This window comes from Methylobacterium sp. D53M (genome assembly GCF_053345625.1).
Window position 1 is genome coordinate 15,589 of the sequence record NZ_JBKFAL010000042.1, and the last position, 11,647, is coordinate 27,235.

General features: G+C 70.8%; 14 protein-coding genes. 6 read left to right on the plus strand and 8 right to left on the minus strand.

Annotated features, from left to right (window positions below):
* Nucleotides 1-8 precede the first annotated feature (8 nt).
* The 6 genes from yidC to hemA all read right to left on the minus strand — a co-directional run bounded on the left by yidC (nt 9) and on the right by hemA (nt 5,814).
* Nucleotides 9-1,859: a membrane protein insertase YidC gene (yidC, locus tag ACLBYG_RS29930; RefSeq protein ID WP_447683898.1), complete on the minus strand. Its 1,851-nt coding sequence runs from the start codon at nt 1,857-1,859 to the stop codon at nt 9-11.
* Nucleotides 1,849-2,469 carry a ribonuclease P protein component gene (gene rnpA, locus ACLBYG_RS29935; protein WP_447683899.1) on the minus strand — a complete coding sequence of 207 codons (621 nt, stop codon included), beginning with the start codon at nt 2,467-2,469 and terminating at the stop codon, nt 1,849-1,851. The genes yidC and rnpA overlap by 11 nt, the downstream gene beginning before the upstream one ends.
* A gap of 79 nt (nt 2,470-2,548) precedes the next feature.
* On the minus strand, nt 2,549-2,683 hold the full coding sequence (gene rpmH / locus ACLBYG_RS29940) for a 50S ribosomal protein L34 (RefSeq protein ID WP_007558110.1): 135 nt from the start codon (nt 2,681-2,683) through the stop codon (nt 2,549-2,551).
* Nucleotides 2,684-2,851: 168 nt separating this feature from the next.
* On the minus strand, nt 2,852-3,397 hold the full coding sequence (locus tag ACLBYG_RS29945; RefSeq protein WP_012320444.1) for an adenine phosphoribosyltransferase: 546 nt from the start codon (nt 3,395-3,397) through the stop codon (nt 2,852-2,854).
* Between the two features lie 70 nt (nt 3,398-3,467).
* The gene (locus ACLBYG_RS29950; protein ID WP_026604817.1) at nt 3,468-4,265 is read right to left on the minus strand and encodes an inositol monophosphatase family protein; all 798 of its coding nucleotides are present in this window, start codon (nt 4,263-4,265) and stop codon (nt 3,468-3,470) included.
* 280 nt (nt 4,266-4,545) lie between these two features.
* Entirely contained in the window at nt 4,546-5,814 is a 1,269-nt protein-coding gene (hemA, locus tag ACLBYG_RS29955; RefSeq protein WP_026604818.1) for a 5-aminolevulinate synthase, read from the minus strand.
* Between the two features lie 347 nt (nt 5,815-6,161).
* Here hemA and ACLBYG_RS29960 point away from each other — a divergent pair, with 347 nt between their 5' ends.
* On the plus strand, nt 6,162-6,341 hold the full coding sequence (locus ACLBYG_RS29960; protein ID WP_447683900.1) for a hypothetical protein: 180 nt from the start codon (nt 6,162-6,164) through the stop codon (nt 6,339-6,341).
* A gap of 86 nt (nt 6,342-6,427) precedes the next feature.
* Nucleotides 6,428-7,717, plus strand: a complete 1,290-nt coding sequence (gene murA, locus ACLBYG_RS29965; RefSeq protein WP_020092503.1) for a UDP-N-acetylglucosamine 1-carboxyvinyltransferase — start codon at nt 6,428-6,430, stop codon at nt 7,715-7,717.
* Nucleotides 7,718-7,765: 48 nt separating this feature from the next.
* On the opposite strand, the gene ACLBYG_RS29970 is transcribed toward murA, so the two are convergent.
* The gene (locus ACLBYG_RS29970) at nt 7,766-8,161 is read right to left on the minus strand and encodes a hypothetical protein (protein WP_447683901.1); all 396 of its coding nucleotides are present in this window, start codon (nt 8,159-8,161) and stop codon (nt 7,766-7,768) included.
* Nucleotides 8,162-8,349: 188 nt separating this feature from the next.
* Here ACLBYG_RS29970 and ACLBYG_RS29975 point away from each other — a divergent pair, with 188 nt between their 5' ends.
* The 4 genes from ACLBYG_RS29975 (at nt 8,350) to ACLBYG_RS29990 (ending at nt 11,123) form a co-directional block, all read left to right on the plus strand.
* The gene (locus ACLBYG_RS29975; RefSeq protein WP_020092505.1) at nt 8,350-8,796 is read left to right on the plus strand and encodes a DUF2948 family protein; all 447 of its coding nucleotides are present in this window, start codon (nt 8,350-8,352) and stop codon (nt 8,794-8,796) included.
* Between the two features lie 21 nt (nt 8,797-8,817).
* Nucleotides 8,818-10,113, plus strand: coding sequence for a histidinol dehydrogenase (gene hisD, locus ACLBYG_RS29980; RefSeq protein ID WP_091981844.1), 1,296 nt, complete (start codon nt 8,818-8,820; stop codon nt 10,111-10,113).
* 10 nt (nt 10,114-10,123) lie between these two features.
* A complete protein-coding gene (locus ACLBYG_RS29985; RefSeq protein ID WP_020092507.1) occupies nt 10,124-10,606 on the plus strand; it encodes a UPF0262 family protein in 483 nt (160 codons plus the stop codon).
* Nucleotides 10,607-10,712: 106 nt separating this feature from the next.
* The gene (locus tag ACLBYG_RS29990) at nt 10,713-11,123 is read left to right on the plus strand and encodes an arsenate-mycothiol transferase ArsC (protein WP_234083060.1); all 411 of its coding nucleotides are present in this window, start codon (nt 10,713-10,715) and stop codon (nt 11,121-11,123) included.
* A gap of 94 nt (nt 11,124-11,217) precedes the next feature.
* Here the strand turns inward: ACLBYG_RS29990 and ACLBYG_RS29995 are convergent, their stop codons facing one another.
* Nucleotides 11,218-11,544, minus strand: a complete 327-nt coding sequence (locus ACLBYG_RS29995) for a hypothetical protein (protein WP_020092509.1) — start codon at nt 11,542-11,544, stop codon at nt 11,218-11,220.
* Between the last annotated feature and the right edge of the window lie 103 nt (nt 11,545-11,647).

The window sequence follows — 11,647 nt, forward strand, 5'->3', positions numbered from 1 at the left end:
CGCGCCCGTCAGCTCTTGGTGGCGGCCGCCTTGGTGCCGCCGCGTTTGAACGTGGTGCGGAGGTTGTCCCACAGCTCCACCTTCACGCCGTTGCGGCGCATGATCACGTATTGCTGGATCACCGACAGGGTGTTGTTCCAGGCCCAGTAGATCACGAGGCCGGCGGGGAACGAGCCCAGCATGAAGGTGAACACGATCGGCATGAAGGTGAAGATCTGCGCCTGGACCGGGTCCGGCGGCGCGGGATTCATCTTCATCTGCACGAACATCGTGATGCCCATGATGATCGGCCAGACGCCCAGGTGCACGAAGTCGGGTGCCGGGAACGGCAGCAGGCCGAACAGGTTCACGATGCTCGTCGGATCCGGCGCCGCGAGGTCGCGGATCCAGCCGAAGAACGGCGCGTGGCGCATCTCGATGGTGATGAACAGGACCTTGTAGAGCGCGAAGAAGACCGGAATCTGGATCAGCACCGGCCAGCAGCCGGCGACCGGATTGATCTTCTCCTTCTTGTACAGCTCCATCGTGGCCTGCTGCTGCTTCATGCGGTCGTCCTTGTACCGCTCGCGGATGGCGGCCATCTCCGGCTGCACGGCCTTCATCTTGGCCATGGAGACGTAGGACCGGTTCGCGATCGGCAGGAACAGCAGCTTCAGGCAGAAGGTCACCACCAGGATCGAGACGCCGAAGTTGCCGAACAGGTGGTAGAAGAAGTCCAGCGCCCGGAACATCGGCTTGGTGATGAAGAAGAACCAGCCCCAATCGATCATCAGATCGAAATGCTTGATGCCGAGGTCCTTCTCGTAGTTGTTGATGACGTTGACTTCCTTGGCGCCGGCGAACAGCCGCTGCGTCGCGGTCGCCGAGGCGCCCGCCGCGAGATTCACGGCATCGCCGCGCACGCTGGCCTGGTAGACGTTGGTGGCACCGTCGGTCCGGTCGGTGAAGGCGCCGGTATAGGGCGCGTCCTGATCGGGGATCGCGGCCGCCGCCCAGTACTTGTCGGTGATGCCGACGAAGCCGCCGGTCACGCCGCTCCAGGCCTTGCCCTTGGTGTTGGCACCGCCGTAGGCGCCCTCCTTGGCGAGCTTGTCGTAGGTAAATTCCTGCAGACCGTCGTTGCCGAGATAGCCGATCATGCCCTCGTGCAGGACGTAGTAGCCTTGGGTATGCGGCTTACCCCAGCGGGAGACGAGGCTGTACGGGTAGAGCGTGATGGCGCCCGAGCCCTTGTTCTCGACCTCGTCGCGGATCGTGAACATGTACTTGTCGTCGACCGCGATGATCCGCTTGAAGACGAGGCCGGCGCCGTTGTCCCAGGTCAGGGTCACGGGCATGCCAGGCGACAGCGTCTTGCCGTCGCTGGTCCAGAGGGTGTCGTTGGTCGGCAGCGGACCGGCATTGGCGCCGACCCAGCCGAACTCGGCGTAATAGGGCGTCTCGGTCCCGGCCGGCGAGAACAGCACGATCTCGGGGCTCTTGGGGTCGATGGTCTCGTGGTAGTTCTTGAGCGAGACGTCGTCGACGCGGCCGCCCTTCAGGGCGATCGAGCCGGAGAGCGCCGGGGTCTCGATCCGGACGCGCGGCGAGCGGGCCAGCGCCGCCTCGCGGGAGACCGGGCCGCCCTGGGCGGTCGGCAGCGTGCCGGGCGCGGGGGCCGCCGGGCCACCCTCCTTCGGGGACGGCGAGGGCACGCCGTCCGGGGTCACGCCCGGGGGCTGCTGCTGCGCGGCCTTGTTCTGCGCCTCGATCTGGCGCTGCTGCTCCATGCGCGGGCCGGCCACGAAGTACTGCCACCCGAGCAGCACCAGCAGCGACAGGCCGATGGCCACGAACATGTTCGTCTTGTCATTGCCCATCAGGGACACCGCCGCACGCGTTCGGAGTGGCAACAGGAACGTCGCCGGCCCCGGAGGACCTGCGCGCGCCTGTGATTCGGGGATCTCTGTCGCACCCCTGCGACGGGCCGATGTCGGCACCGCCGGGTGGGGCCGCCTGCGCGGAGGCGCGGCCGGCTTCGTGCGGGAGAGAGGACGACTGAGAAGTGGCCGTGTCAGGGGCCGGCTTGGAGCGCCGGCCGCCGGATCGGCCGGGTGACCTGTCCCCGCGGGGCGCGGCCGCGCGGGTCACCGCGGGAATCGCGCGGCGCAGATCCTCGGCGAGGGCCTCGAAGGAGGCTTCGAGGGCGGGGCGGCGGGCGATCAGCACGATGTCGGCTGGAAGGCCCGCGAGCTCACTCGGCAGATCGGACGCGACCAACCCCACGGCCGCGCGGAGGCGGCGGCGGATGCGGTTGCGCTCCGTCGCGTGGCCGACACGCTTCGTGATGGTGAAGCCGAGACGGAGGCCGGGGCAAACGTCCGGGTTCCGAAGACGCCCCTGCGCGGTCATACGCTCGGTGTGGAAGCGACGCCCCTCGGCCGCCGCCAGGAAGTCGGGTCGTTTCTTGAGCCGCTCGATCGTCGCCATCGATGGTTCGATCCCGGCCGATACCACTTGCCTCGTGGCGCGGATGCGTCGGAGCGTCCGCGCCGGCGAGGATCAGGCCTCAGGCCGACAGGCGCTTGCGGCCGTGGGCGCGACGGCGCGCGATGACCTTGCGGCCGCCGGCGGTGGCCATGCGCGCACGGAAACCGTGACGGCGCTTACGGACGAGCTTGCTCGGCTGGTAGGTTCTCTTCATGGCTCAGAGCCTTCAAAGGTCGAGGCGCGCTCGCGGGCAGCTATTGCTGCACCCGACCTTCACGCGTCCTGGTTGTCTGCAAACACGAAGGGCGCCCATGCGGGGCGCCACGTCGCGAGTGGCGGGCTTATGGCGGATGAGCCCCGCGAAGTCAACGTTTCGCGGGGCTCAATGACCCTCGAACTGCATGAGGGTGCGCACCTCGACGCCCAGGTCGCGCAGGCGCTGCGCGCCGCCGATCTCGGGTAGGTCGATGACGAAGCAGGCGGCCACGATCTCGGCGCCGATCTTCTGGAGCAGGTTCACGGCCGCGATCGCGGTGCCGCCGGTGGCGATCAAGTCGTCGACCAGCAGCACCTTGTCGCCGGGCCGAACGGCGTCGACGTGGATCTCGATCTCGTCGGTCCCGTACTCGAGGGCGTAGGCCATCGACACGGTCTTGTGGGGCAGCTTGCCCTTCTTGCGGATCGGCACGAAGCCGCAGGAGAGCTGGTGGGCGATGGCCCCACCGAGGATGAAGCCCCGGGCCTCGATGCCGGCCACCTGGTGGATCTGTCCGCCGGCGTAGGGATGCACCAGGGCGTCCACCGCCCGCCGGAAGGCGCGCGGGTCGCTCAGCAGCGTGGTGATGTCGCGGAAGATAATCCCCGGCTTCGGGTAATCGGGAATCGAGCGGACCGATTCCTTCAGCGCGACGTGGCGGCGGGCTTCCATGCGTTCGGCCTTCCGTGGGGAACCGCGGGCTTAAAGCAGAAGCCCGACGGCCTGACCAGTCGGTGGCGGCTCAGGCCGCCTGGACCTTCTTGAGGATGGCGACGAGGTCCCGGTGAAGCCCCTCGTTGCCGCAGGCCACCGACCGGGGCGCCAGCGGCTCGGCCGCGCCGTCCGCCGAGGTCACGAAGCCGCCCGCCTCGCGCACCAGGATCACGCCGGCGGCGAAGTCGTAGGTCTGGAGGTCGCGCTCCCAGTAGGCGTCGAGGCGGCCGCAGGCCACGTAGGCCATGTCGAGGGCCGCCGAGCCCATCCGGCGGGTCCCGCCGGCAACCGCCATCACGGCGCCGAGCTCGCGCAAGAGGCGCGGGTGACTGCCGCGACCGAGATAGGGCGTGCCGTAGCCCACCAGCGCGTCCGCCATGTCCTGGCGGCCGGAGACGCGCAGGCGCCGGTTGTTGAGATAGGCGCCCTTGCCGCGCTCGGCGACGAACAGCTCGTCCTTGATCGGGTCGAAGATCACGCCGGCCACGATCTGGCCCTCGCGCTCGAGACCGACCGAGACCGCGAAATGCGGCACGCCGTGCAGGAAGTTCGACGTGCCGTCGAGGGGATCGATGTGCCAGGTGTGGCTCTTGTCGGTCCCCTCGATGATCCCGTTCTCCTCGAGCACGAGGCTGTAACCCGGACGCGCCTTCATCAGGGCGTCGCGCAGCACCTCCTCGGCCTTGCGGTCGGCCGCGGAGACGAAGTCGCCCGGACCTTTGCGCGAGACCTGCAGGTTCTCGACCTCGCCGTAGTCGCGGCGCAGGCCGCGCGCGGCCTTGCGCACGGCATCGACCATGACGGTCATGAGGGGTGAGGAGATCATAGGCGGACTTTTCGCGGATGAGGATTGGCGCCGTCGTTACAGGTCGGCGCCGGAAAAGACGAGATGGGGACGGGACATGGAAGCGCTGCGGGCCGCTGCCTCAGCGCGAAGCCGGCGCGGTCAGGCCGGCCTCAGCATACCGGCGCGCCCGTCTTTGCGAGCGGAGCGAAGCAATCCAGGGCAGCAGGCCGGCCGCGGATGTGGCATCCCTGGGTTGCTTTGCTCCGCTCGCAAAGACGGGCGCCCGCAACACGGCCCGGCCGGGACGGCGGCGCGGATCCTACTCCGCGGCCTCGACGAAGACAGTGCCGGCGCGGGGCAGGTCCAGGGCCTGCCAGGTCTCGCCCAGCGCCGCGGCGAGGCGCTCGATATGCGCCGCGTCGTGGAACGGCGACGGCGTGATCCGCAGCCGCTCGGTCCCGCGCGGCACCGTCGGGTAGTTGATCGGCTGAATGTAGATCGCGTGGTGCTCCAGCAGATGGTCCGCCGCCGCCTTGCACAGCTCGGCATCGCCGACCATCACCGGCACGATGTGCGTCTCGGTCTCCAGGACCGGAAGCCCCGCCGCGCTCAGCGCCGCCTTCGTGGCCGCCGCCTGACGCTGGTGCGCCTCGCGCTCCGCGCTCGAGCGCTTCAGGTAGCGCACCGACGCCCGCGCCGCCGCCGCCACTGCCGGCGGCAGCGCCGTCGTGAAGATGAAGCCCGGCGCGAAGCTGCGCACCGCGTCGCAGATCGCCGCCGAGGCGGTGATGTAGCCGCCCACGCAGCCGAAGCCCTTGGCCAGCGTCCCCTCGATCACGTCGACCCGGTGCATGACGCCGTCGCGCTCGGCGATGCCGCCGCCGCGCGGGCCGTACAGGCCGACGGCGTGGACCTCGTCGAGGTAGGTCATCGCGCCGTAGCGCTCGGCCAGGTCGCAGATCGCGCCGATCGGCGCCACGTCGCCGTCCATCGAGTAGACCGACTCGAACACGATCAGCTTGGGCCGGTCGCCGGCCTGCCGCAGCAGCTCCTCGAGATGGGCGAGGTCGTTGTGGCGGAAGATCGTCTTGGCGCAGCCGGAATGGCGCACGCCCTCGATCATCGAGTTGTGGTTGAAGGCGTCCGACAGGATCAGGCAGTCGGGGATCAACTTGGCGATGGTCGAGATGCCGGCCTGGTTCGAGACGTAGCCGGAGGTGAAGACGAGGCCGGCCTCCTTGCCGTGCAGGTCGGCGAGCTCGCGCTCCAGGTCGACCAGCGGCGAGGTGTTACCGGCGATGTTGCGGGTGCCTCCGGCGCCGACGCCGCAGCGGGCGGCGGTCTCGGTCATGGCGGCGACCACCTCCTTGTGCTGGCCCATGCCGAGGTAGTCGTTGGAGCACCACACGGTGATCTCGGTGGTCTTGCCGTCCGGCTGGCGCCACTTGGCGGTCGGGAAACGCCCCGAGATCCGCTCGATGTCGGCGAACACCCGGTACCGCCGTTCCCCGTGCAGCTGATCCAGGGCCCCGCGGAAGTAGCGCTCGTAGCCGGATCCGGCGCGCGTCGATCCCGCTTGGGCGAGCATCGTGCTGGGCATCCGGGTGACGGTCATCGAGCGTCCTTCGCGTGTTCGGCCGCGCGGGCGACACCGCGTGAGCGGCGTCTCAGGCCCGCGATCGAGGTCCGGCCTCGGTCCAGTCCTTCGCGTGAGGGCCGCAAGATACGCGCGGATCTGGAACTGGTTCAAGGTAAGGTTCCGACATCGCAGCGTTGCATCCGTTGAGAGGCCCGCGTGAACCCGCTAGCGTCCGGCACGTTCTTCCGACCCGAAATTGGCTCCCGCCCCCTGCAACAGCTCATGTCTCCGACCGCAGATGGCTCGTCCGGCGTGGACCGCGCGGCCCCGACTTTGCGGCGACCAAGGGTCGCGCCGTGACGGACCCCAGGGACGAGCGGGCAGAGCGCCTCAAGGCCGCGCTGCGCCAGAACCTGCGCCGCCGCAAGGCGCAGGGCCGCGGGCGGGCCGAAGGAAGACCGTCTCCCGGCGCGGATCAGTCCTGCGCGCAGGAATCGGACGGAAACGGTCCTGATTCCGACAAATCCGGTCTATAGGGCACGGCCAAGCCTGGGCGCTGCCGCGCCCGCGATCAGCACGGCCGGCCGCGCGCCCTCGCGGGTGCGCCGCCCGAGGACACACGATGGACCGCATCCACATCACCGGCGGCGCGCCGCTCAACGGCGTGATCCCGATCTCGGGCGCCAAGAACGCGGCGCTGCCGCTGATGATCGCGAGCCTGCTCACCGGCGAGACGCTGGAGCTGATCAACGTGCCGCGGCTCGCCGACATCGCCGCGCTGACGCGGATCCTCGGCAACCACGGCGTGGACCACATGGTCGTGGGCAAGCGCCCCGGTCAGACCACCGAGACGGGCCAGACGATCCGGCTCACCGCCTCGAACGTCATCGACACCACGGCGCCCTACGAGCTGGTCTCGACCATGCGGGCGAGCTTCTGGGTGATCGCGCCGCTGCTCGCCCGGTTCGGCGAGGCGAAGGTCTCGCTGCCCGGCGGCTGCGCCATCGGCACCCGGCCGGTGGACCTGCTGATCATGGCGCTGGAGAAGCTCGGGGCCGAGATCGAGATCGACGCCGGTTACGTCGTCGCCAGGACCAAGAACGGCCTGCGCGGCGCCGAGTTCGCCTTCCCGAAGGTGACCGTGGGCGGCACGCACGTGGCGCTGATGGCCGCCGCCCTGGCCTACGGGACCACGGTGATCGAGAACGCCGCCCGCGAGCCGGAGGTGGTCGACCTCGCGGAGTGCCTGAACAAGATGGGCGCCAAGATCCGCGGCGCCGGCACGCCGCGCATCGAGATCGAGGGCGTGGCCCGCCTGAACGGCGCCCGCCACGAGGTCCTGCCCGACCGGATCGAGACCGGCACCTACGCCATGGCGGTGGCGATGGCCGGCGGCGACGTCGTGCTCAAGGATACCCGGGCCGACCTGCTCCACTCGGCCCTCGACGTCCTGACGACCACGGGCGCGGAGATCACGCAGGTCGAGGGCGGGATCCGCGTGCGCCGCAACGGCGCCGGCATCGCGGCGGTCGACGTCACCACCGACCCGTTCCCGGGCTTCCCCACGGATCTCCAGGCGCAGTTCATGGCGCTGATGACGCTGGCGAAGGGCCAGTCGCATATCCGCGAGACCATCTTCGAGAACCGGTTCATGCACGTGCAGGAGCTGGCCCGCCTCGGCGCGAAGATCCGCCTGGAGGGCGACCTCGCCATCGTCGAGGGCGTGGACCGGCTGAAGGGCGCCCCCGTGATGGCGACCGACCTGCGCGCCTCGGTCTCCCTGGTGATCGCGGGCCTCGCCGCCGAGGGCGAGACCCAGATCAACCGGGTCTACCATCTCGACCGCGGGTTCGAGGCGCTGGAGGCCAAGCTCGGCCGGTGCGGCGCGCAGATCGAGCGCGTCCGGGCCTGAGCGGCAGCGCTCGGTCCGAGCCGGCCGGCGCGCGGCAGCGCCCGAGGCTCAGTCCTCGATCTGCCCGCGCCTGTAGCCGAAGCCGGGGATCTCGCAGCCGCAGGGCGCGTCGGGAGGCCCCGGGCGCACCCTGCACGTGCCGCGGGCCGTCACGCAGACGCTGTCGTCCCACCGGCGCTCGAAGTCGCCGCGCCAGCGCGAGCCGCGCCTGTCGTACGCATCGTCGACTGGCGGCGGGGGCGGACGCCAGCCATACGCGTCATCCGCGGGCGGAGGCGGCGGACGCTCGCCGGGCGGCGGCGGTGCGTAGAGATCCCGATCCGGTGCCGGACGACCGTAGATGTAGGGCCGCGCGTCCGGACCGACCTGCGCGACGGCGGGTCCGGCCGCCTGCAGCCCGACGGTCAGCACCGCCACAGCCGCGCGCTCGGTGAGTGCCGCCATATGAGACCCTGCCCCGGCTCGTCCGCCGGCGCGTCTAAACGGCGACGCTGGCCCGAGCCTGTGCCCGGCCGGGATCGCGATCCCCAGACCAGCCGTTGCCCGAACGGGGCCGCGCCGCTACCTACGCCGTGCCGCGGACCGGCCCTCGCCGCCCGACCCGCGCCCCGTATTCCCCGAGGACCCTCTGCATGGAGCTGCTCAGGCTCGCCGCCCTCGACACCGAGGACCTGACCGTGATCTCGGCCCATCTGCAGGACGCGATCCTGCGACCGCAGGACCTGACCTTCCTCGCCGGCGAGCACCGCTTCCTCATGGCGGTGCGCCGCTTCGACTGGACGCCGAGCGCCCCGCCGCGCCGGCGCCTAGCCGGCCTGCACATCGAGCGCGTGCTGGGCGTGAAAAGCCGCGGCCTGAAGCCGGACGACGCGACGCCGATGAGCCTGCTCGCCCTCACCTTCGAGCCGACGGACGCGCCCTCCGGGCACATCGACCTCGTCTTCTCCGGCGGCGCGGCCCTGCGGCTGGAGGTCGAGTGCATCGAGGTCCGGATGAAGGATCTCGGCCCGGTCTGGGAATCGGCGAACCGTCCCGGGCACGACATCGACACCGATACGGCCGCCGGCTCGGCGGCCTGACGCGAGACAGAAGGCTTCCCGATGGTCCGGCTCGACAGCAGCGATCCGAATTTTGCCGCCGCCTTCGCGCGCCTCCTCACGGTGAAGCGCGAGATCGCCGAGGACGTGGACGAGGCGGTGCGCGGCATCATCGCCGACGTCGTCGCCCGCGGGGACGAGGCGCTGGTCGATTTCACCCGGCGGTTCGACCGGCTCGGCGCCGATTTCTCCGCCGCGCAGCTGCGGGTCACGGACGCGGAGATCGAAGCGGCCGTCGCGGCCTGCCCGTCGGACTCGCTGGAGGCCCTGCGCCTCGCCGCCGAGCGGATCGAGAGCTTCCACCGGGCGCAGCGGCCCGCGGATCACCGGGCCACCGACGCCCTCGGCGTCACGGCCGGCTGGCGCTGGACCGCGCTGGAATCGGTCGGCCTCTACGTCCCGGGCGGCACCGCGAGCTATCCCTCCTCGGTGCTGATGAACGCGCTGCCGGCGCGCGTCGCCGGGGTGCCGCGCCTCGTGATGGTGGTGCCCACCCCGGACGGCCAGATGAACCCGCTGGTCCTGGCCGCCGCGCAGCTCTCCGGCGTCCACGAGGTCTACCGGGTGGGCGGCGCCCAGGCGGTCGCGGCCCTCGCCTACGGGACCGCCACGATCGCCCCCGTGGCCAAGGTCGTCGGGCCCGGCAACGCCTGGGTGGCGGCGGCCAAGCGCCGGGTCTTCGGCCAGGTCGGGATCGACATGATCGCCGGCCCCTCCGAGGTGCTGATCCTGGCGGACGGCCACGCCAACCCCGACTGGATCGCCGCCGACCTCCTGGCCCAGGCCGAGCACGACGTGGCCGCCCAGGCGATCCTGATCACCGACAGCGCCGAACTCGCCGGCGCCGTCGAGGCGGCGGTCGAGCGCGCCCTCACCACCCTGCCCCGTCAGGAGATCGCCCGGGCGAGCTGGCGCGATTACGGCGCCGTCATCCGGGTCCGCACCTTCGACGAGGCCGTGCCCCTGGTCGACCGCCTCGCCCCCGAACACCTGGAGATCGAGACGCAGGACGCGGAGGCGCTCGCCGCCAAGGTCCGCAATGCCGGCGCGATCTTCCTGGGCTCGCACACGCCGGAGGCGATCGGCGACTATGTCGGCGGCCCCAACCACGTGCTGCCGACCGCGCGCTCCGCCCGATTCTCGTCCGGGCTGGGCGTGCTCGACTTCATGAAGCGGACGACGATCCTCGCCTGCACGCCGGAGAGCTTGCGGGCGCTCGGCCCGGCGGCGATAAACCTCGGCCGGTCCGAGGGCCTGGAGGGGCATGCCCGCTCCGTCGCGATCCGGTTGAACCTGTGAGGTTTTGGGGATGGCGGAGAAGCAGCGCGGGCCGAACCGCCTCGCGAAGGTGAGCCTGGACGAGGGGTCCATCGCCCGCGGCAATCCGGATCAGGAGCACGAGCGGGCGATCGCCCTGTTCGACATCCTGGAGGACAATTCCTTCACCATCCCCGGGCGGGAGGGCCCCTACGCGCTCACGCTCGGCCTCGTCGAGAACAAGCTGTCCTTCGCCATCACCACGGTGGACGGTGAGCCGGTGATGACGCACCTCCTGTCGCTCACGCCGTTCCGGCGGGTGATCCGCGACTACGAGATGATCTGCGAGAGCTACTACAACGCGATCCGCACCGCCTCACCGTCGCAGATCGAGGCGATCGACATGGGTCGGCGGGGCCTGCACAACGAGGCGTCCGAGACGCTCAAGCAGCGGCTCGAGGGGAAGGTCGACCTCGACCACGACACGGCGCGCCGCCTGTTCACCCTGATCTTCGCGCTGCACTGGAAGGGTTAGGCGCCCTCCGCGCCGACCGGCGATGGCTGAGCCCGCTCCCGAGCCTCCTCCCGAGCCTTTTCCCGACGCGCCCCCGAAGAAGCGGCGGGTGCAGTCCGTCCTGTTCATGTGCAACTACAACGCCGTGCGCTCCGTGGCGGCGGAAGCGATCGCGCGCGCCTATTTCGGCAAGTCCACCTACGTGCAGTCGGCCGGGGTGCGCTCCGGCGAGCCCACCGACCCGTTCATGGTCGCGGCCCTCGACGAGGTCGGCATCGACGCGAGCCGGCACCGCCCGCGCACCGTGGAGGAGCTGGAGGACTGGGAGGGCCTGAACTTCGACCTGATCATCACCCTCGCGCCGGAGGCGCACCACCGGGCACTGGACCTGACGCACACCCTCGCGGCCGATGTCGAGTACTGGCCGACCCCCGACCCGACGCTGCTGCAGGACGCCTCGCGCGAGCAGCGCCTCGACGCCTACCGCGACGTCCGCGACGGGCTGACCCGGCGGATCAAGGCGCGCCTGAAGGCATAGGCGGACAGGCCTCCGCGACGCTGCCTTGCTGGCCGACCTCACGCACTTGGCGGAAACGTCCTTTCCCGATGGCCGCTGCCGGGAATCGCCGACGTCAGCCGCGGTTGCCGACCAGCCAAGCGCGCATCCGGCCAGCGAGGAGCGGCCGGGCGCGCCCGACATCCTCGTCGTCGAGCAGCGGCGAGGCCGCGAGGGTCGCGAGATAGGCGTCCTCGGCGGTCCGGCAGGCCCGGAAGGCGGCGTCGGCGGCGAGATCCCGGTCCGTCAGTGCGGCCTGGATCCGGAAGTTGCGGCTGACGCAGTCGCGCCACGCGGCGTGGCGGGCTTCGGTCTCGCTCGCGGCCCGGGCGGTGCCGCAGGCGGCGGCGACGAGGACGACCGCCAGAAGCGGGACCGGCGTCACGTGGCGGGCTCGCGGCATCGTTAAGGCACTCCGTCACCCGACAGAGTGGCGCCGCAGGGTTAGCGATCCGTTAAGGAACGGCGCGCGCGGCCGAGGTTCGACTGCTCGCCGCGTGGCTTGT

Bases quoted from the DNA above. Each gene is read 5' to 3' on its own strand.
- yidC (WP_447683898.1), bottom strand. From the start codon at position 1,859: ATGGGCAATGACAAGACGAACATGTTCGTGGCCATCGGCCTGTCGCTG.
- rnpA (WP_447683899.1), bottom strand. From the start codon at position 2,469: ATGGCGACGATCGAGCGGCTCAAGAAACGACCCGACTTCCTGGCGGCG.
- rpmH (WP_007558110.1), bottom strand. From the start codon at position 2,683: ATGAAGAGAACCTACCAGCCGAGCAAGCTCGTCCGTAAGCGCCGTCAC.
- ACLBYG_RS29945 (WP_012320444.1), bottom strand. From the start codon at position 3,397: ATGGAAGCCCGCCGCCACGTCGCGCTGAAGGAATCGGTCCGCTCGATT.
- ACLBYG_RS29950 (WP_026604817.1), bottom strand. From the start codon at position 4,265: ATGATCTCCTCACCCCTCATGACCGTCATGGTCGATGCCGTGCGCAAG.
- hemA (WP_026604818.1), bottom strand. From the start codon at position 5,814: ATGCTCGCCCAAGCGGGATCGACGCGCGCCGGATCCGGCTACGAGCGC.
- murA (WP_020092503.1), top strand. From the start codon at position 6,428: ATGGACCGCATCCACATCACCGGCGGCGCGCCGCTCAACGGCGTGATC.
- ACLBYG_RS29970 (WP_447683901.1), bottom strand. From the start codon at position 8,161: ATGGCGGCACTCACCGAGCGCGCGGCTGTGGCGGTGCTGACCGTCGGG.
- ACLBYG_RS29975 (WP_020092505.1), top strand. From the start codon at position 8,350: ATGGAGCTGCTCAGGCTCGCCGCCCTCGACACCGAGGACCTGACCGTG.
- hisD (WP_091981844.1), top strand. From the start codon at position 8,818: ATGGTCCGGCTCGACAGCAGCGATCCGAATTTTGCCGCCGCCTTCGCG.
- ACLBYG_RS29985 (WP_020092507.1), top strand. From the start codon at position 10,124: ATGGCGGAGAAGCAGCGCGGGCCGAACCGCCTCGCGAAGGTGAGCCTG.
- ACLBYG_RS29990 (WP_234083060.1), top strand. From the start codon at position 10,713: ATGTGCAACTACAACGCCGTGCGCTCCGTGGCGGCGGAAGCGATCGCG.
- ACLBYG_RS29995 (WP_020092509.1), bottom strand. From the start codon at position 11,544: ATGCCGCGAGCCCGCCACGTGACGCCGGTCCCGCTTCTGGCGGTCGTC.